The following is a 19,836-nucleotide window of genomic DNA, read 5'->3' as shown; positions in this document are numbered from 1 at the left end:
CATTTAATTTTTATTGGTGATATATCGCAGGCGATTGACTATTTTTTTATAAAGAGAAATATTTTTTGGCGTTGTCATAACACACGCCACGAATAATTTGGCTTAATGCCGCTTCGTCGTGCGGATATTCACCCGACTCCACCCACGCGCCGACTTGGCGGCACAATAAACGGCGGAAATAATCATGTCGTGGATACGAAGCAAAACTACGCGAATCGGTCACCATACCAACAAATGCACCAAATACCCCGTGATTGGCCAAGGTAATAAATTGCTGCAAATTGCCTTCTTTATGATCGTTAAACCACCAAGCTGGGCCAAATTGCACTTTGCCGGCAATCGAGCCATCTTGATAACAACCCATTAAAGTCGACAGCACTTCATTTAAATTCGGATTTAAACAAAACAGCATGGTTTTAGGCAGGCATTGCTGGGCATCGAGCGTATCGAGTAAATGCGCCAAACCCAACGAAACGTCCATACCAGAAATCGCGTCATAACCGGTATCGGCGCCGAGTCGAATCAATTGGCGTTGGTTATTATTGCGCTGCGCGCCAATGTGTAAACACATCGTCCATTGGTGGGCGGCATAATGCGGAGCCAACTGCGCCAATATGGCAAATAGATATTGCGATTGCGCTGCTGACGATAGCAATTGACCCGCTAAACGCTGCTGGAAAACGATTTCTAATTCAGCGTCACTCATCACTTGATGCGGCAAAGCCAAATCGACGGCATGATCGCTAATACGCGCGCCTTGCAAATGGAAAAATTCAATTCGCTTGGCCAAAGCGGTAATTAATTGCTTAAACGAATGGATTTCAACACCACTGCATTGGCCTAACGTCGCTAAGTAATCAATAAATCCAGCGTCATTAATTCGCATGGCTTTATCCGGACGAAACGCCGGTAATACACGGGTGCTTAATGCTGAATTGGCAATGCGTTGATGATCAAGCAAATCATCAGCCGGATCATCGGTGGTACAAGCAATTTCAACATTGGCCTGTTTAAGCATCGACCAGCTATCCATCTGCGCTAATTTTTGATTAATGTCCGTCCACAGTTGCGATGCATTTTTGGCATTAATGATGGTATCAATCCCAAAAATTCGGCGTAATTCTAAATGCGACCAATGATAAATCGGATTGCCAATCGCTTGCGGCAAGGCTGAACAAAACGCGTTAAATTTGGCTTCGTCATCAGCGTCGCCAGTAATAAGCGATTCATCCATCCCGGCGCTACGCATTAAGCGCCATTTGTAATGATCACCACCGAGCCAGAGTTCGGTGATATTGCGCCACGCTTTACGGTCGGCAATTTCTTTCGGTGGCAAATGCGAGTGGTAGTCAATAATGGGTAAATCGGCGGCAATGTCGTGATAAAGCTGCTGTGCCACGCCGGTATCGAGTAAAAAATCCTGATCCATAAACGATTTCATGATGCTGTCCTTTTGCTGCTGATTTGCTCAGTGACTCGGCAAGCGCATACTGGCTTTGCGCTCGCCGTGCATCCGCTATTGCACTCAAACTGAGGCAAAATCAGCATCTTTATTGCATTGGCTTTACTTGGCTAAAGTGCGACGTTCATTCGGAAAACCCCGGCCAGTACGTCGAACCAGCTAGGCTTACAGCGATGATGCAAACCTTTGGCAAAAAATAAAACCTTTAATATTTACAATTTCAATCAATCACCAATGGGTATTGCGATGTAGGCCTTTATGGATAGTGACTACAACTCAATACCACCCCAGTGTATTGCCAAAATTAAACGCCCGAGTAAGCAGAGAAACCGCCATCAATCGCAATCACGGTGCCATTGACAAAACCGGACGCATCTTCGCTGGCGAGCCAGAGCAAAGTGCCGACCAATTCGTGCGATTCGCCAAAGCGGCCCATCGGGGTTTGCTGAATGATTTTTTGCGCACGCGCGGTGAATTCGCCGCTGTGTTCATCAATCAATAATTTGTGATTTTGCTGCGTCAAAAAGAAGCCCGGCGCCAAAGCATTCACCCGAATACCCGCTTTGCTAAAATGCACCGCCAGCCATTGCGTAAAGTTACTCACCGCAGCTTTAGCGGCGCTATACGCTGGGATTTTGGTCAATGGGCAAAACGCACTCATCGACGAAATATTGATAATGCTGCAACCGGTACGGCCTAGCATTTGCCGCGCAAACACTTGGGTTGGCAGCAAAGTACCGAGGAAATTGAGGTTAAACACGAACTCAACGCCAGCGGGATCAAGATCAAAAAAACTAGTCAATTCTGGGTCGTCTAAACGATCTACATCCAGATACTCTTGCCCCGTGGTGCCTTTAGGGTGATTGCCGCCAGCGCCATTGAGTAATAAATCACAAGGGCCCAACTCAGCCAACACCCGCGCTGCCGCAGCATCGAGCGATTCACGCTGCAACACATTGCATGCCACGCCAATCGCCGTTGCACCCAAATCACGCATTTGCTGCGCTGCGGCTTCTGCTGCCACTGGGTTCAAATCCAAAATGGCGATTTTTGCGCCATTTTTGGCCAAGGCCGCCGCCAATTCAGCGCATAACACGCCCGCGCCGCCAGTCACGACCGCGACTTTGTTTTGCAAATCAATTTCAAATGGCAATTTCATTGTGCTTGCTCCTGTTTGGCTTTTTCAATCCCTTCCCACAAGCCATTCAAATACACCGCACCCAAGGCGCGATCATATAAACCGTAACCAGGCTTGCCGGTTTCACCCCAAATCATTCGGCCATGGTCTGGACGCACATAGCCGTCAAAACCCGCCTCAAAATAAGCGCGAACAATCTGCCCCATATCTAAAGAGCCATCGCTCGATTTGTGGCTGGTTTCGTGAAAGTCGCCAGCGGCATTGACTTTGACATTGCGTAAATGCGCAAAATGAATTCGGCCACGGCCAGCAAATTCACGAACCAATTCCACAATATCGTTATTGCAATCCGCGCCTAAAGAGCCTGAGCACAGCGTTAAACCATTGGCAGGCGTATCAATCATCGCCAATAAGCGTTGCAAGTCAGCGCGGTTTTTAATAATGCGCGGCAAGCCAAAAATTGGGCGCGGCGGATCATCTGGATGCATCGCCATTTTGATGCCCACTTCGCTGGCCGTCGGAATAATGCCGTGCAAGAAGTAGCTCAAATGTGCCCATAAGGTTTCTTCATCAATTGACGCATATTCAGCCAATAGCGCTTTGAGCTCTGCTGGGGTGTAGCTGCTATCCCAACCGGGCAGAGAAATGCCTTGATCTGGATCGATCTGGGCCACTTCGGCCATGCTAAACGCCAAGGTATTTGAACCATCGGGCAAAGGCATGCTGAGCGTAGTGCGCGTCCAATCAAACACCGGCATAAAGTTGTAGCAAACCACTTTTAAGCCGCACTGCGCCAAATTGCGTAATGTTTGGGCGTAGTTGGCAATCAAACGATCGCGGCTCGGTTTGCCCAATTTAATGTCTTCGTGCACCGGCACACTTTCGATCACTTCAAATTTAAGGCCGTGCGACTCGATGGTTTGTTTGAGCTTTTGAATATTTTCGACTGGCCAAACTTCACCAACAGGAATGTCGTACACCGCAGAGACAATGCCATCCATACCAGGAATCTGACGGATATATTCCAGAGAAACCGGATCACTTGCACCGTACCAACGAAAAGTCATCTTCATTACTGCACTCCTTTAAATAGCCTGATGGCCTAGTGGTCAGGCCAATTTCAATAAAATCGATTATAATGATTCGAACCCCCACCGCAAGTAAGGGATATCCTCTAGTGGATCCCACTTGTTTTATCGATACAGTGACGCCGACTCCACTAGGAGCAGCCAAAGCATTCGCGCGACGGAGAAGTAAATGCCATTACCTATTATTAAAGCAGAACGACTGTACCAAAAAATATCTAAGCTATTGATTCAACAAATTAAAGAAGGCAAATTCATTGCCGGACAAGCGCTACCGGCCGAACGAGACTTATCCCAGCAACTGGGCGTGAGTCGCTCATCGGTACGCGAAGCTTTAATCGTTTTGGAGATCTTAGGCTGGGTCGATATTCGGACCGGTAATGGCGTTTTTGTTAAAAATTTACTACCCGTCCAAGCCGAACCGAATGAATTTGATGAAATCAGCGTTGAAGAATTACTCAAGGCCCGAGAGCTAATCGAAGGTGAACTCGCAGCGCTGGCCGCCATCAATGCCAGTGACGCGCAATTATTAGCGCTGCAACAAGTAATGCAGCAAATGCAAGACAACGCCAAAGACAGCAGTGAATTTCATGATTTAGACATGAAATTTCACTTTTTAATTGGCGAGCTCACAGGCAATACGATTTTAGAAAAAATCCTCAAAGACTTATGGAATCAGCGTTACAGCGCGATATTTACCCGCTTTGAAGCGCTTTGCGCCGATGACGTATCGGAAGTAATGCTGCTAGACCATCAAAACATCGCCGCAGCATTAGTCAATCGCGACGCCAACGCCGCCCGCCAAGCCATGCGCATGCATTTGCAGCATGTCTACAGTAAATTATTCAAACCCAACTTCAGCTAACCGCACCCGACGCCAACTTGGCCAAACCCGCATTAGCGGATGGCCAAACTCGGCCCCCACCCTAAATACACGCAGTCCTAACGCAAAATACACCGTGCGTTGGGCTTTAAAATTGAGCGTACTGCTGAGCCAAATTGAATGAGAATGCCTCAAGTCTGTTGCAAAAATGCAGATCTAAGCATTGGAATCAACTGAAAGTTTCGGTTCAGCAAGCACTTTATTGACAAAATGTAGTCCGTTTTTAATCCTCAGTTTCTGTGGACAATTTTGTGGGGAAGTGCTAAAAACGGGGCCAAAAGCGTGGTTTTAGTTTGATTTGTTTAGTTTGCCTAGATTTTAGGCAAAAACAATTAATTGATAAAAATCAACAACTTAACACCATCAAATAAACTACAACTTTAAAACATTATGCCAAGTGGCTTAGATTGGCGATTTTGTGGATTAATTAAGGCTGGATTCGCGTGAAAACTGATTTGTCAATAGCACAAAGTACTGTATTTTCTGTCACGCAGCTGAATAGAAAAGTACGCACGCTTTTAGAGACTGGCCTGCCGCAACTTTGGGTGGTTGGCGAGATTTCCAATTTTAAGCGTTACGATTCAGGGCATTGCTACTTCAGCCTTAAAGATGCTGGCGCGCAGGTGCGCTGCGTGATGTTTCGCAATCGGGCGGGTTTACTCGATTTTCAACCGCGCGAAGGCTTGCAAGTTGAAGCACGGGCGATTGTGACTTTGTACGAAGCGCGCGGCGATTTTCAGCTCACCATCGAAGCGATGCGCCCGGCGGGTTTGGGGGCCTTGTTTGAGCGCTTTGAAGCGCTTAAAAAGCAACTCGCTGGCGAAGGCTTGTTCGATCAAGACAATAAACGCCCACTGCCGCACTATCCCAAGGCCATCGGCATTGTCACCTCGCCGGCGGCCGCCGCGCTGCGCGATGTGCTGGCGACGCTGGCGCGCCGCACACCGAATACACCAGTGATTTTATACCCAACCCCAGTACAAGGGCTGGATGCCGCGCCGCAAATTGCCAATGCCATTCGCACCGCCAGCCAGCGCGACGAAGTCGACGTACTGATTGTGTGTCGCGGTGGCGGCAGCTTAGAAGACTTATGGTCGTTTAATGAAGAAGTCGTCGCCCGCGCCATCGCCGCGTGCAATATGCCGGTGGTGAGCGGCGTTGGCCATGAAACAGATTTTACCATTTGCGACTTTGCCGCCGATTTGCGCGCCCCAACCCCAACTGCGGCCGCCGAACTAGTGAGCCGCAATCGGCAAGAACTCCTCAATTTATTACACCACCAGCAGCAGCGTCTGGTTAGGGCATTTGAGCGCGAGCTACACAATAAAATGCTGCAAGTCGATCAGCTTGGTCGCCGCCTACAGCATCCGGGGCAAAAACTCGCCCGCCAGCAAGCGCAACTGCAATTACTGCGCAGCCGCTTTACGCATCGCTTTCACAGCCAACTCATTGAGCGACAAGAAGCCCTTAGCCGCCTGTCGTTGCGTCTGAAGCATCAATTGCCCAATGTACAACACCAACAACTGCGGCTGGCGCAATTGCGCGCAGCCTTGCAGCGCGCCATGCACGGGCAAATTCAAAGCCAGCGCCAGCAAATCGAGCAAGCCACACTCAAACTCGCCCCATGGAATCCGCAAACGGTGTTAGCGCGCGGCTACGCACTGGTGAGCCGAACCGATGGCACCCTCGTTCGCCAAGCCAGCGCAGTGCGCGCCGGTGACACGCTCAATGTGCAATTTGCCGACGAAAAAATCAGCGTCAACGTCAACCAAGGCGTGGTTGAACAAAAAGAGCTGCCAATTTAACGGGGATGTTTTGGTTTGGCGTTGCTGCCGTGCCGTCGATACGAGGCTTAAAACCTGGCTCAAGCGCACCGCACGCAAAAGCAGGACCAACAGCGTCATCAGTTCGGTCAAAGCGGCCTCACGACAATATTACTCGGGAAGGTATTGCGGTAAGTACTCACTCACCATGCACTCAACGATTGCAGCTTGGTTGCGATCGCGACGCATCTTGAGTGGATCACGGTTCTTTTGCTCGGCTAGCCAGTATTTGTGCTTGTAAAAAACATCTGGCGGAATCGTGGGCATCAGCGCCATTTCGCCAGACACGGCCACGACCACTGTTTCCATTCGCTTCGCCGACATTAAACGTTCCATATTGACGATGCCAACTGGCGCTAAATCTGCATACTCAGATGCATCACTAAAGCTAATGGGGTGTGGTTCTCCATTTTTTGATGGTGCGCGTATAAACTCAACTTCAAAGGATTGATCGTTAATGGCCGAATAGGCGCTTCCCGTTGGACTGAGCTGGAATGTTGGATCAACTTTACGCAATAGCGCAATCATGGTTTTTTCTTGCGTTCGGTTCATTTCGATAAAAAACTGAACCCGCTTGCCAATATGCCAAAGCATATCAACGTCCTGCGTTTGTAATGCACCTTCACTTTCAATGCGAATGCCCGCCGCTGACTCGTAGGCATACAGCGCGAATGTGCCAATGACCGTGAAGTAAGGAAGCAAATTGTTTTCAGCAAGGATGTTGAGCAGCTTTACGACAAGGTTAGGTGCTCGGCCAATCTGCAAGGCTCGATTCATGCGCTGATGGGTTTGAACTGTGGCCTTTAATGTTTTGGCGCGAAGTTCTATTTCTTGTTTCCGCGTCATAAAACGCGCATAAATTTCTTCATTCTCAGGGGTTCGAGTGCCGATGATTTTTTGATTATTGCTCGTGTTCGTGCGGGCCAAATACTCATGCTTTCCCACTTTCTTCCAGTACATGCCGCCCCTGACTTCTTTGGCTTGTTCTTTAGCAATAGCAAGGTTCATGAATGCCGCTTTTGCGTCGATGTACTGCCGCATTTGATTGTCGTTCAGCTCTTGAAACATCACGTTTTCCGTATAAATCTGCATAAGAAAATATTATACGGAAATTCATTGTATTTAAACGAATTTCTGTATGATTCGTTGTTTTTGAAAAAGTACGGAAATACGGTGTATTGCTTAATACGCAAACCAATGTTTGGGACAAAATAAAACAAAAATGATATTTAAAATATCTGCTTTGGTCGAAGTGCCGAAGTTTGCGTAAACACCACCTTGAGCGTTTGAAATAGTAGCAACTACAGCCGTTCAGATACGCCAAAATCGTAGCGACTGAAAGTACGCTGTTGACCATTACGGCCCACCGCCCAGTTTAAATCCGTCATTCCGAGTAAGTTGCAATCTAAGTTTGGCTGTGGCGTAATGGGCCAGCGGGATGCCATATTCGATCGATGTGAACCATACCGGAGCCTTTCTTTGCTTACTATCTTTAACCAAGCAAAAACCGGCCTGATTATGCCTCTGCTTCAACAGCGCTCCGTAGGCGTTGGCTTGCCAGCGAAGGTTTTCCTTATTGCGCTCGCATTCTCGGGCGAGCCCGCGCCGACAAAGAGCATACTTTTTATGGGCTTCTGCAGCAAAGGTACAATCAGGAAAACTGTGATTTTACGCAGCTTAAATAAGTTCGCGCCGCAGATTACGACCGTAAAACGCCTTGCCGCAAACCCTCAAACCCCTTAACACGTAAGCTGAGCATCAGCTATTAAACAGGGGTATTTAATCCAAGCCAATGTTAAATAAAGGCTAGGATTCAATACCCCAAACCTTGCAGCACAATCCTTGCGCCAAAACAAGCCGGCTAAGCAAATACCCCGATGCCAGCCCTGACCACTGCCGTTAAAATCCACGGCACTATTTTTATTTTTGAGGATTGACATGACCAGCAATCGCGATTGGGTACACCAAGCCATCCGCACCATTGAAGCGGATTTTAATCGCTCAGCCGATACCCATTTAATCCCGATTCATTTGGCCGCCTACCCCGATATTGATTTCTACCTCAAAGACGAATCGAGCCACCCTACCGGCAGCCTAAAACATCGTTTAGCGCGCTCTTTGTTTTTGTATGCGCTCACCAATGGCTGGCTGCATGCCGGTAGCACGGTAATCGAAGCGTCGAGCGGATCGACCGCCGTTTCTGAAGCGTATTTCGCTCGTTTGCTAAAATTGCCGTTTATTGCGGTGATGCCGGCCAGCACCAGCCCCGAAAAAATCGCGGCGATTACTTTTTATGGTGGCCGCTGCCACTTAGTAGCCGACCCAACGCAATTGATTGCCGAATCGCAGCGTCTGGCTCATGAAACGCAAGGGCACTTTCTCGACCAATTTACCTATGCCGAGCGGGCTACCGATTGGCGTGCGAATAACAATATCGCCGAATCGATTTTTGCGCAGATGAGCTTAGAGCGTCACCCAATTCCACGCTGGATCGTTGCCAGCGCGGGCACTGGCGGCACTAGCGCCACCTTGGGCCGCTTTGTGCGCTATCGCCGTTATGCCACGCAAATTGCTTGCGTTGACCCAGAAAACTCGGTGTTTTTTGATGCTTTCTGCAGCGGACGCAAAGACCATACCTTGCAGCAAGGCTCTAAAATCGAAGGCATTGGCCGCCCGCGTGTTGAAGCGTCATTTATGCCGCACGTGATTGATACCATGTTTAAAGTGCCCGACCGGATGAGCTTGGCGGCAACACATTGGTTATCGAATTATCTGGGGCGCCGTGTTGGCGGATCGACCGGTTGCAACTGGATCGGCGTGTTAGCACTGGCCCACCAAATGCAAGCGCGTGGCGAAGCGGGCAGTATTGTCAGCGTGTTGTGCGATAGCGGTGATCGCTACGCGCATTCTTACTACAATCCACAATGGCTCAGTCAACACGGCATCGATATTGAGCAAGAGCTGGCTGACCTCAGCGCCAAAATCGAGCAAGCGGGCGCACTGAGCGACTTGCAGCGCGCGGATAAAAGTTAACTCGACTGTGGCATGTAAATCAAACCAACAACGCAGCTCGCAATGGGCTGCGTTTTTTTATTTTGCATTCAATCCCTGATGGATCAGCTCGCCCCACCACATGGTTTTTAGCGCCAAAATCACAGGCTAAAAATCCCAGCAATTAACTGATGTTAAACAATAAAACACCCTGCCAATTAAATTTGACAAGCCATTCCCAGATCAACAACACTGCTCTCAAGTCAGCAAGCGTAACTTTAAAACAAGCTGACTAATACGAAATGCTAAGCATGATGTCAGCGCATTAGCATTCACCCCAAATAGGATGAGAGGACAATACAATGAATTTTCGACTCGCAGTCATTGCGGCTGCATTAAGCATTCCATCGGTCAACGCCATTGCGGCCTCCGCTTGGAACAGCAGCACGGCTTATTCAGCGGCTGCCGTTGTTACTTACTCTGGCAAAGATTACAAAGCCAAATGGTGGACGCAAGGCAATACGCCTGGCGCCGACACTTGGGGTCCATGGGAGCTGATTGCGAGCACCAGCAGCCCCGCCCCCAGCACCAGTCCAAGCGCAACCCCAAGCACTAGCACATCACCAAACAGCTGCACCATTGCCATTTGGAATGCATCCACGGTTTATACCGGCGGCAATCTAGTGACTTACAACAACCACAATTACAAAGCCAAATGGTGGACGCAAGGCAATGCACCAGGCAGTAACGATGTATGGCAAGACCTTGGCGCTTGCGGTACAAGCGACGCCACCCCAACTCCAACTGTAACCCCAATCCCAACCGTCACTCCAACCGTTACCCCAACAGCCACGCCAACCGTCACTCCAACCGTCACTCCAACCGTCACCCCAACCGTCACCCCAACAGCCACCCCAACCGTCACTCCAACCGTCACCCCAACAGCCACGCCAACCGTCACGCCAACCGTCACGCCAACCGTCACCCCAACCGTCACCCCAACCGTCACCCCAACCGTCACCCCAACCGTCACCCCAACCGTCACCCCAACACCAACCGTTAGCCCCAATCCAATTGGGCAACGTGAAGTTGGCTCTTACTTCACACAATGGGGAGTGTACGACAGCGCGTTTTATGCCAAAGCGGTGCAAGACAGCGGCGCGGCCGCCAAACTCACTTTTATTAACTACGCGTTTGGTAATGTCTACAAACAAGCCGACGGTTCAATCAAGTGCGATAGCGGCATCAATAAAGCCAACGACAACAACCCCAATGGCGATGGTGGCGATGCTTGGGCCGACTATCAAATGGATTACGCCGCCAAAGATTCAGTCGATGGCGTTGCCGATGTGTGGGAAAACAAACTCAAGGGCAACTTTAATCAGCTCAAAAAACTCAAAGCCAAAAACCCGAACTTAAAAATATTTATTTCTCTGGGCGGCTGGACTTGGTCACGGTATTTCTCAACTGCTGCGGCTACCGATGCCAATCGCAAAGCGCTGGTTGCCTCATGTATTGATGTTTACCTCAAGGGCAACCTCAAAAAATCAGGCGGCGACCCAGCAGGTGGGCTCGCAGCAGCAGCGGGTATCTTTGATGGGATTGATATCGACTGGGAATACCCCGGCGTGCAAGGCATTGGCAGCAATGTCGTCGATACGGTCAACGACAAAAAGAACTTCACTTTGCTGATGGCTGAGTTCCGCAAGCAATTAGACGCTTATGGCGTGGCGCAAAACAATAAACACTACTACCTCACCGCTGCCATTGGTGCCGGCAGCGAAAAAATCGACCAAACCGAGCCAGCGCAATACAGCAAATCAATGGACTGGGTCAATGTCATGACCTATGACTTCCATGGCGACTGGGATGAAACCAGTAACTTCCATTCGCATCTGTATGCCGATCCAGCCGATCCAACTGTTGGCGTTGCCCGTAACTACAACATCAACGATGCGCTGAATAAATTAATCGCCAATGGCATGCCACGCGACAAAATCACCTTGGGCATTCCGTATTACGGTCGCGGTTTTGGTGGCGTCGCCAATATCAACGATGGCCTGTACCAAAAGAAAACCCGCGCTGCAGCTAAAGTGGGCGTTCAAACCGAAGCGGGCTATGGCGACTACAAAGCACTCAAAGACGTTGCGGGTATTCGTAAATATCATCCTGTCACCAAGCAACTGTCGCTGTATACCAGCACTGGCGACTGGTGGAGCTACGACGACGTCACCACCATTCGTTTAAAAAACGAATACGTAAAAGCGCAAGGCCTACGCGGTAGCTTTAGCTGGGCGCTCGATGGCGATGACAGCAATGCAACACTCACCAAAACCATGGCCGAGATCAAATAAACCCCGCATGCCACTTGGCTTGCAATAAGCCAAAAGCCACCTTCGGGTGGCTTTTTTAATCACTACCATCGGGCAATTCCGCTTGAATTTGCAACATCAAGCCCCATATTGCAGCAATATCGCTTTAAATTTAGGCTCGCATTTTGTTTGAATCTCCCCGCGCTTTTTTAAGCGCCTTACCGCGCTTTGCCCAATCGGCTGACACCTTTGAAGCTTTAGCATCGAGCGCTCAATTTCGTGAACGGCTGCTCGAACACATCGCCACAGCACAACGCCGCATCTACATCGCCGCACTGTATTTACAAAACGACGCCGCCGGCGATCTGATTTTGTCGGCGCTATACGCCGCCAAAGCGCGGCAACCGCAACTGGACATTGCCGTTTTTGTCGATTGGCATCGCGCGCAGCGCGGCCTGATTGGTGCCAAGGCCGAATCGGGCAACGCCGCTTGGTATCAGCAGCGTGCGCAGCAACAGCATCTCGAAGTGCCGATTTATGGCGTACCGGTGCAAAGCCGTGAGTTACTTGGCGTATTGCACCTCAAAGGCTTTGTGATAGACGACACGGTAATCTATAGCGGCGCCAGCCTGAACAATGTGTATTTACACGTTGGCGATCGCTATCGCTACGATCGCTACCATGTGCTGCACAACCCAGCGCTGGCCGATAGCATGGTGCAGTTTTTTCAAACGGCGCTACTGAGCCAAACCGCAGTGCATCGTCTGGATCGACCCAACATTCCCAGCACCAAAACCATTCGCGGCGAAATTCGGCATTGTCGCCAACAATTAAAAACCGCGCGCTACTCACTGCAAGGCAGCAGCCATACCGAAGCTGGGCTGGCGATCACCCCGTGGGTTGGCGTTGGCCAGCGCAATCCGCTTAATCGCTTGATTTTAAAATTGATCGCCGCTAGCGAGCGCAAGATTGTCATCTGCACGCCGTATTTTAATTTGCCACGCAGCGTCACCAAGGCGCTCAATAGCTTAATCAAAACCGGCGTACAGATTGAATTAATCATTGGTGACAAAACGGCGAACGATTTTTACATTCCGCCGAGCGAGCCTTTTAAAACCATCGGTGCGCTGCCGTATTTATACGAAGCCAATTTGCGCCGCTTTGCCAAAGCGCAGCACAAAGCTATGCAAACTGGGCAATTGAATATTTTACTCTGGCACGACATCGGCCATAGTTTTCACCTGAAAGGCATTTGGGTCGACGACGATTATCAATTGCTTACCGGCAATAATCTCAACCCACGGGCGTTTAATTTAGATTTAGAAAACGCGCTCTTAATTCACGACCCACAAGGCGAGCTCAGCACCAGCACCGCGGCCGAGCTGCAACACATCCGCCAACACACTCGGCGCATCGCCAGCTATACCGAGCTAGAAACCCTTGCCGACTACCCCGAGAAAATCAAAAAACTCCTCACCCGCCTATCGCGAATCCGAGTTGACCGCTTACTTTCGCGCTTTTTATAAGCAGGTATTGCCCTAGGCATATTATTCAATAATCGCCGGCACGCTATACCCCTACATTTGTTTAAATTGTGCGGCGTGGCTGCGGCTGAGCGGCAAGATGGCGAAATTGTTTTTTAGATAGATTTGCTGGCGGCCCAGTAGGTCTTTTTCGATTTTGGCAATGGCGGGCAAACTCACCAAATAACTGCGGTGAATTTGGGCAAAATACTGCGGATTGAGTTGCGGCAATAAGTCTTTGAGCGACGTGCGAATCAAGAACCGCCCACCGTCGGTCACCACTTCGGTGTATTTATCGGTGGCCTGAAAATAGCGCACCTCATCCACCGCAATCAGCCGGGTGCTGTCGCCTAGGCTGGCAGTGAGCCATTGCAAATAGCTCGGCGGCGCGGGTGCGATTAGTTCACGACTGAGTTGGTTCCAATCGACACTCGGTTTGGCTTCGCGCTGCAAGCGCAGCACGCATTGCGCCAGCCGCGCTTCGCTGACTGGTTTTAATAAATAATCCACCGCCGATTGCTCAAAGGCGGCCACGGCGTATTCGTCATACGCGGTGACAAAAATCACCCGCGTATCGCGCCAAGTGGCAGCAACTTGCAAGCCACTGAGTCCCGGCATACGAATATCCAAAAAAGCAAAATCGGGCTGCCATTGGCTCAGTAGCGCCACCGCTTCAACGCCATTTTTGGCCTGCGCGACAATTTGCAATTGCGGCCAAACGACAGCAAGGCGACTGGCAAACGCCGCCATCAATAGCGGCTCGTCATCGGCAATTAGGGCAGTTGGCATCGTTAAAATTGACCTCAGTTCGTGCGCCTACATTAGGATGGCGTGGGACGGCATCTAAAAACCCACCAAGCCCGAATTACTCAGCAAAAGGAATCCGCAGCTCGGCCACCACGCCACAAGGGGTATTGCTCGCAACACTGAGTGTAGCTTGACCGCCATACAAATACATCAACCTGTCGCGCACATTAGCCAAACCGATACCGCTTTGGCTCGGTGCATTTAGATTTAAACCCAAACCACTATCGATCACTCGCAAGCACAATTGCGTGCCAATTTGCTCGGCTTCAATCTCAACCACGCCACCGGCGATGGCCGGCTCAATGCCATGTTGCAAGGCGTTTTCCACCAAGGGTTGCAATAGTAACGGTGGCAATTGAGCGCCGCGTAAAGTGGCCGGCACGCGAATTTGATAGCTCAACCGCGCCCCCAAACGAATCTGATTAATCGCCAATAGCGCGCCCACCAAATCGAGTTCTTGCGCCAGACTGCAGCTCGATTGCCGCGTGCGCTTAAGACTGGCGCGCAAATAATCATTCAGATGCTCGAGCAGGGTTTGCGCCAAAGCGGGGTCACGCGCAATCAGGCTGTGTAAATTGGCCAGCGTATTAAATAAAAAATGCGGCTCAATTTGCGCTTGCAGCATCGCCAATTGCGCGGCGGTTTGCGCTTGCTGCGCCTCGGCGGCGTGCCGACGCTGCACTTCTAACTCAGCCCGATCACGCTGGGCGCGAAACAACAGCCAAAAAAAAGCACTGGCAAAACCTGAAATTAAAGCGGCAATCGCCACCCAGCGCCAAGCTTGACTGGGCGTATGCAGCAAAATCGCAATCACATCTGACGCGCCCAAGGCCGCGGCCAGCGTAAAGCCGGCCAACAAACCCACCGGCGTACTCACCAGCATCCGCCAAGGCCGCGACCAAGCCTCACCCGTAATGCGATCCACCGCCCAATTGCACGACCAAATACAAAAACCAATACAGTTGGAAATCACCAGATTATCGACCAGCGCAGTTCGCTCGTCGATCAAGGTCAATAGCACCGCAATCAGTGCGTTCACCAAGAGTAAAATCGGCAAATCCTTTTGGTAGCGGCACGTCATTGTTTTGTGTTGTGGCTGCATCCATCCGTCACTCAAAAAAAGTATTTCACCACAGCTTGTAGGCTATGCCGTTGTGGCAACGCGCCGTATTGACTGCCCGGTGCGCCGTTTTGATACTGCCATTGCAGCGCCCAATCGATGCGCTCGAAATGGTAGCGCGCTTCTAGCCAGCTTTGCCAACTTTGATCAACTAAGTCGCGCCGCAGCATCCAATTTAAATCCAGCGCCTTCACACCCGCATCGCGCCACGACACAAAACTCATTGCCGCCTGTTGCGTAGGCAGGCTTTGCGCATGAAACACCGCACTGCGATACGCCCAATAATCGGCAGGATTAAGCCACAAAGCGCGCCATTGGCTTTGATTGAGCGCCTCGCCATCGTAGTGGTATTCCAAACTCAGCGATAAATTATTGGCAAAGGTATGCGTGCCGCCAGCGGCCAAGCGCGAATGCCACGATACGGGTGCAGCAGGCAACAAGGCGGGCGCAGCGAGCAACAAGGCGGCGCTGCGCCCGCCACTGTATTCGGCGTAGAGGGTTAACGCGTCACCGGCCAAAATCGACGCATTCATCCCCAACTGCGGCGACTGCCCTTGCTCACCCAACAGTAAAAATTGCGGCGCAAAGCCCGGCAACACTTGCACGCTACTGGTCAACAAATAGCGCGATACCGAATTACTCGCACCCCAATCGGGCGAAAACGCTGCGTTTTGCCGCCGATTAGCCAATTTGGGCGCAAACACGGCATTGACTGCACCGCCCTCCCACACCCATTGCCCGCGCAACATGCCCACGCCGAGGCGGTTTTCGCGCAAACTAGCTGGCGCAATCGACACCACCGAGCGCAAAGCGCCGACTTTAAAGTAATCAGTCGGGTTGTAGCCCAAAGCGACGCCATTGCGCAGATTAATTCGCCCCAGATCGAGCGCAGCATTGGGCTGCGCCTGCCAGCTGACATAGCCTTCTTTAAAGGTATTCACCACCTCATACTGCCCATCTTGCCCCAGCCAATCAACGCGGTTGGCCAGCGTCAATCGCCAATCGGGATTGATCGCCGTATCGAGCAACACATCCACCGAGGCACGACTGATGCGTATATCGTCCAAAGGCGCACGCTGATTGACCTGCCCGAGCATACCCTCAGTAAAAATCTGCCAGTCCGATCTGGCTGCCGCTGGCTCTAGCGCTTGATCGGCTAAAGCCAGTGCATCGGCATCGCTCGCCCAGCTCGCCGTACTCGCCAATCCAGCAATCAGCCAAGCGGCCAAACCCACGCCCAGCCGTGGATTTAGCCACCCAATCTTGCGATCAATGCGGATGACTGGCGGCATCACGCGAGTGTCGCTCACCCCATGCCAGTGCGCCATCATTCGGCCTTAAAGCGGGGCAAAAAATCCCGCTGCAACCAGCTCTCGGGCACATCGCGAAAGGCAAAATCACTGCTACGCAGCACCGTCACCCACTGCGGATCGAGCCCATCAATAATCACCGTTTCGGTCGGGCGCGACACGCCAAGCTGCTTTTGAAAGCGGCGGTAATACGCCGTTTTTAATAAATGCTCGCTGCTGGAATAAAACTTGGCTTTCACTGGCTGATTATTATGGCGATCAATCCAGTAATCGATGCGGTGATACGTCACATCCGGGGTTTTGGCATTGAGTTTGAGCAAATACGTATCGCGATTTTGTCGCTCGCCATCGGCAATTGTTTCTTCACCGACCAAGCTGGCGGTGTAATCCACCGCCAAATTCACCGTCACCACGTCGCCATTGGCCGCTTGGCCCAGCAAACGCTGCTGCGGCGAAATGCGAATACTGGCTTTGCTGGATGGATCATATAGCCATAAATCATTGCCATTTTTCAGCAGCAATTTACCGGCATCGCGCTGCGGCGCGACAAAGCGAATTAAATTGCGAAACTGCCCACTTTGCGCATCGGCGCGCGCATACACCGCCAAGGTGCTGGTTTCGACTTGCTTGCCATTGCGATATTCAATCAAGGTGCTGGTGACGCCAAAGGGTTGCTCAGGATTACGGATCGCGTCGCTGGCGCTTAAGATTTGCTGCGCGCTGGGTGCTGCGCCCACGGTCGCGCAGCAGGCCAGCAATAGACTTGCACTCAATACCCGGTAGCGTGTTTTGCTTGATTGCTGACCTACCGTATTAATTGCGCGCGCCCCAAACGGATTGGCCATCAATACCAAGGCGGCTTGCATCGCTTTAATCATCTTTTTTATCCTTGTCTTTCGGGCGGCGAAACAATAAATTCACCCCAACAATAATCAGCACCAAGGGCCACCACAACGCCCACATTTGGCCAAAGTTGGGTAAAAAGCCAAAGTTATGCGCCAAAAACAAGATCCCGAGCGCAACCAATAACAGCGCAGAAAAATACTTGTGTCGCATCATTCTCTCCTTTTTGGTATTTACACATCACGATTTACCCATGGCGGCTTACACATGGCGCAAAGCATCAACAATATTCATTCTGGCCGCACGGCGCGCTGGCCACCACGCCGAAATGGCCGCCAACACCACCAACATCAATCCCGTGCCAAGCAGCATCCGCGTTTCACCCCACACCCGCACCGTGAGCGGCACCGGCTCAATATTGCCCGGCGGCAACCAAGTTAATCCGGCATGATTGATCCCCCATGCCAACAACAGCGCCAGCACGATCCCAACAACCGCCCCCACTAAACCCAGCAAAGCACCCTCGCAGACAAACATGCGCCAAATGCCATTGCGCCGCACGCCCATTGCCCGCAGCGTGCCGATCTCCACCGTGCGCTCCATCACCGCCATGCTCATGGTATTGCCAACGGTAAACAGCACAATCGCCCCGATCAGCAGCGAAATAAAACTAAAAATCGCGGTAAACATGCCGGTAATTTGGCCAAAAGACGGATGAAGCGTGGCAAAGTCATACACCGCCAACGGCTGATCTTTCAGCGTAGTGCCCAATAGCGTATTGATCCGCGCTTGCGCTTTAGCTAAATCAGCGCTGTGTTTCAGCTGCAACACAATCGCCGTGACTTGCGGCGTTTCTTGGCCGTAGACCAATTGCTGCGCTTGCGGCAAATGCAACAGCATTGAAATGTCATCCAGCTCTTTTATTCCAAAGCCTTGCGCTTTCACCACCGCCAAAGTCGCCACATTGGGCGCGCCGTGCACATTGGCGGCTAATAGTTCAATTTGCGGCAAGGCGCTGGATTGCGGCTTTGGATTTTCAGCATGGGCTTGCTGCGACAAGGCGTTAATATCATCGGGCGCCGCCGGGCCAGCATTGACTTTGGCTTGGCTGGCTGGACAGTTTTTGAGCTGCAACGGCGCGCATAATTGCAACACCCGCGCCACGCCATTGCCAATCACCACCGCATTGCCCGCCGTGCCAGTTAAGGCCAGTGTTTTGGCTTCACCGGGAAAATCAAACTCATTCCACAGCTGCATTTTATTTTGATCGCTCACCCATACCCCGGTACCGATCACCGTGCGAGACACGCCCGCACTGAAGTTGCCGGCAATACCCCCTAGGCTGAGCGTTGGCGTTACCACGGTGAGCAGCGGCTTGAGTTCTGGATCGTTGCGTAGCACTTCAATCAACTCGGCGTAATTTTTAATGCCATACGCCGCCGGATTGCCGCTGCCATATAAAAAATAATCCTGATGTTGAATCTGCAAATGCCCAGCGTTGCGCACATAACTGGTTTGTAAACCCAAATTAATATTGCCGCTATAACCGCCAAACAGCAAAATCGCCACCGCGCCAATCACCATCGCCAACAAGGTGGTCAAAGAGCGACGACGATTGCGTAATAAATTTCTCAGCGCCAACGTTGCCACACTCATGCTGCCACCGCCATTTTGCTTTCAATCGCCACAATGCGGCCATCCCGAATCAGCACCGCGTCGTCAGCGGCGGCCAAAACTTGGGGGTCATGCGAAGAAAAAATAAATGACACTGCCAGCTCGCGCTGCATTTGCCGCATTAGCGCAATAATCGACGCGCCAGTATGGCTATCTAAATTGGCGGTTGGCTCATCGGCCAATACCCACTGCGGCTGCGTAGCCAAAGCGCGCGCAATCGCTACCCTTTGCCGTTGCCCGCCTGAAAGCTGGCCGGGTAAATGCTGGCTTTTTTCGCTTAAACCGACCGCGTCGAGCAGCATTTTTACCCGTTTATGCCGCGCTGGCCGCGCCACTTTAGCCAGCAGCAAAGGGTATTCGATGTTTTCAAACGCCGATAACACCGGCAATAAATTAAAGTTTTGAAACACAAAGCCAATATGACGCAAACGAAAATCCGCCAAAGCCGAATCGCTCAATTGCTGCACATTTTCGCCGGCCACCGTAATCTGGCCGCTATCGGGCAAATCAATGCAGCCGATTAAGTTGAGCAAGGTGGTTTTACCGCTGCCCGACGGGCCTGAGAGCACCGTAAACCGCTGCGGCTGAATCACCAAATTAATGTCCGCCAAAGCGGGCACCGCCACGCTATCGAGCTGATAGCGCTTATTCACTTGCTGTAAGGTTACTGGCAACATGGTCGTACTCAATTAAAGACAGAGAATGACACTGTATGCCGTTTGGGTAGTGCTGAGTGGGTTTGCGATAAAGTGCGATGGGCGGGTTTGAAATGCCGTTTTTTGGGATTGAATAGCAAGCGATGTTCAAGATAAACACCCCAAACTCCGCCAGCGCCGCAAAATCGCCAGTACCCGCGCAATAACGC

The 19,836-nt window shown here is 51.2% G+C and carries 16 protein-coding genes; 5 read left to right on the top strand and 11 right to left on the bottom strand.

Annotation, left to right across the window (positions count from 1 at the left end):
- Window positions 1–46: 46 nt before the first annotated feature.
- The 3 genes from uxaC to uxuA all read right to left on the bottom strand — a co-directional run bounded on the left by uxaC (window position 47) and on the right by uxuA (window position 3,673).
- Entirely contained in the window at window positions 47–1,441 is a 1,395-nt protein-coding gene (gene uxaC / locus LG219_RS00365; protein ID WP_226762570.1) for a glucuronate isomerase, read from the bottom strand.
- A gap of 325 nt (window positions 1,442–1,766) precedes the next feature.
- Window positions 1,767–2,621: an SDR family oxidoreductase gene (locus LG219_RS00360; RefSeq protein ID WP_226762569.1), complete on the bottom strand. Its 855-nt coding sequence runs from the start codon at window positions 2,619–2,621 to the stop codon at window positions 1,767–1,769.
- A complete protein-coding gene (uxuA, locus tag LG219_RS00355; protein ID WP_226762568.1) occupies window positions 2,618–3,673 on the bottom strand; it encodes a mannonate dehydratase in 1,056 nt (351 codons plus the stop codon). The genes LG219_RS00360 and uxuA overlap by 4 nt, the downstream gene beginning before the upstream one ends.
- Window positions 3,674–3,857: 184 nt before the next feature.
- Here uxuA and LG219_RS00350 point away from each other — a divergent pair, with 184 nt between their 5' ends.
- Together LG219_RS00350 and xseA are read left to right on the top strand one after the other, a co-directional pair.
- Window positions 3,858–4,550, top strand: a complete 693-nt coding sequence (locus tag LG219_RS00350; RefSeq protein ID WP_226762567.1) for a FadR/GntR family transcriptional regulator — start codon at window positions 3,858–3,860, stop codon at window positions 4,548–4,550.
- A gap of 461 nt (window positions 4,551–5,011) precedes the next feature.
- Entirely contained in the window at window positions 5,012–6,373 is a 1,362-nt protein-coding gene (xseA, locus tag LG219_RS00345; protein ID WP_226762566.1) for an exodeoxyribonuclease VII large subunit, read from the top strand.
- A 129-nt stretch (window positions 6,374–6,502) separates the two neighbouring features.
- Here xseA and LG219_RS00340 read toward each other — a convergent pair whose 3' ends face one another.
- A complete protein-coding gene (locus LG219_RS00340; protein ID WP_226762565.1) occupies window positions 6,503–7,459 on the bottom strand; it encodes a GSU2403 family nucleotidyltransferase fold protein in 957 nt (318 codons plus the stop codon).
- Between the two features lie 870 nt (window positions 7,460–8,329).
- Here LG219_RS00340 and LG219_RS00335 point away from each other — a divergent pair.
- From LG219_RS00335 to pssA, 3 genes are all read left to right on the top strand, one after another.
- Entirely contained in the window at window positions 8,330–9,424 is a 1,095-nt protein-coding gene (locus LG219_RS00335; protein ID WP_226762564.1) for a PLP-dependent cysteine synthase family protein, read from the top strand.
- A gap of 320 nt (window positions 9,425–9,744) precedes the next feature.
- Entirely contained in the window at window positions 9,745–11,736 is a 1,992-nt protein-coding gene (locus LG219_RS00325) for a glycosyl hydrolase family 18 protein (RefSeq protein ID WP_284691454.1), read from the top strand.
- 143 nt (window positions 11,737–11,879) lie between these two features.
- Window positions 11,880–13,220, top strand: coding sequence for a CDP-diacylglycerol--serine O-phosphatidyltransferase (gene pssA, locus LG219_RS00320; RefSeq protein ID WP_226762563.1), 1,341 nt, complete (start codon window positions 11,880–11,882; stop codon window positions 13,218–13,220).
- A 51-nt stretch (window positions 13,221–13,271) separates the two neighbouring features.
- Here the strand turns inward: pssA and LG219_RS00315 are convergent, their stop codons facing one another.
- From LG219_RS00315 to LG219_RS00285, 7 genes are all read right to left on the bottom strand, one after another.
- Entirely contained in the window at window positions 13,272–14,006 is a 735-nt protein-coding gene (locus LG219_RS00315; RefSeq protein WP_226762562.1) for a LytR/AlgR family response regulator transcription factor, read from the bottom strand.
- 76 nt (window positions 14,007–14,082) lie between these two features.
- Window positions 14,083–15,126: a sensor histidine kinase gene (locus tag LG219_RS00310; RefSeq protein ID WP_226762561.1), complete on the bottom strand. Its 1,044-nt coding sequence runs from the start codon at window positions 15,124–15,126 to the stop codon at window positions 14,083–14,085.
- 11 nt (window positions 15,127–15,137) lie between these two features.
- A complete protein-coding gene (locus LG219_RS00305) occupies window positions 15,138–16,472 on the bottom strand; it encodes a hypothetical protein (protein WP_226762560.1) in 1,335 nt (444 codons plus the stop codon).
- Window positions 16,472–17,332, bottom strand: coding sequence for an outer membrane lipoprotein-sorting protein (locus LG219_RS00300; RefSeq protein ID WP_226762559.1), 861 nt, complete (start codon window positions 17,330–17,332; stop codon window positions 16,472–16,474). Before LG219_RS00300 ends, LG219_RS00305 begins: the two co-directional genes overlap by 1 nt.
- On the bottom strand, window positions 17,325–17,510 hold the full coding sequence (locus tag LG219_RS00295; RefSeq protein WP_226762558.1) for a LiaF transmembrane domain-containing protein: 186 nt from the start codon (window positions 17,508–17,510) through the stop codon (window positions 17,325–17,327). Before LG219_RS00295 ends, LG219_RS00300 begins: the two co-directional genes overlap by 8 nt.
- Before the next feature lie 48 nt (window positions 17,511–17,558).
- Window positions 17,559–18,953, bottom strand: a complete 1,395-nt coding sequence (locus LG219_RS00290) for an ABC transporter permease (RefSeq protein ID WP_226762557.1) — start codon at window positions 18,951–18,953, stop codon at window positions 17,559–17,561.
- A complete protein-coding gene (locus LG219_RS00285; protein ID WP_226762556.1) occupies window positions 18,950–19,648 on the bottom strand; it encodes an ABC transporter ATP-binding protein in 699 nt (232 codons plus the stop codon). The genes LG219_RS00290 and LG219_RS00285 overlap by 4 nt, the downstream gene beginning before the upstream one ends.
- Window positions 19,649–19,836 lie beyond the last annotated feature (188 nt).

It is taken from the genome of Deefgea salmonis (assembly GCF_020531905.1).
Lineage (GTDB): Bacteria > Pseudomonadota > Gammaproteobacteria > Burkholderiales > Chitinibacteraceae > Deefgea > Deefgea salmonis.
The sequence above is the reverse complement of the archived record's forward strand: the minus strand, read 5'-3'. Positions and strand labels throughout refer to the sequence as shown.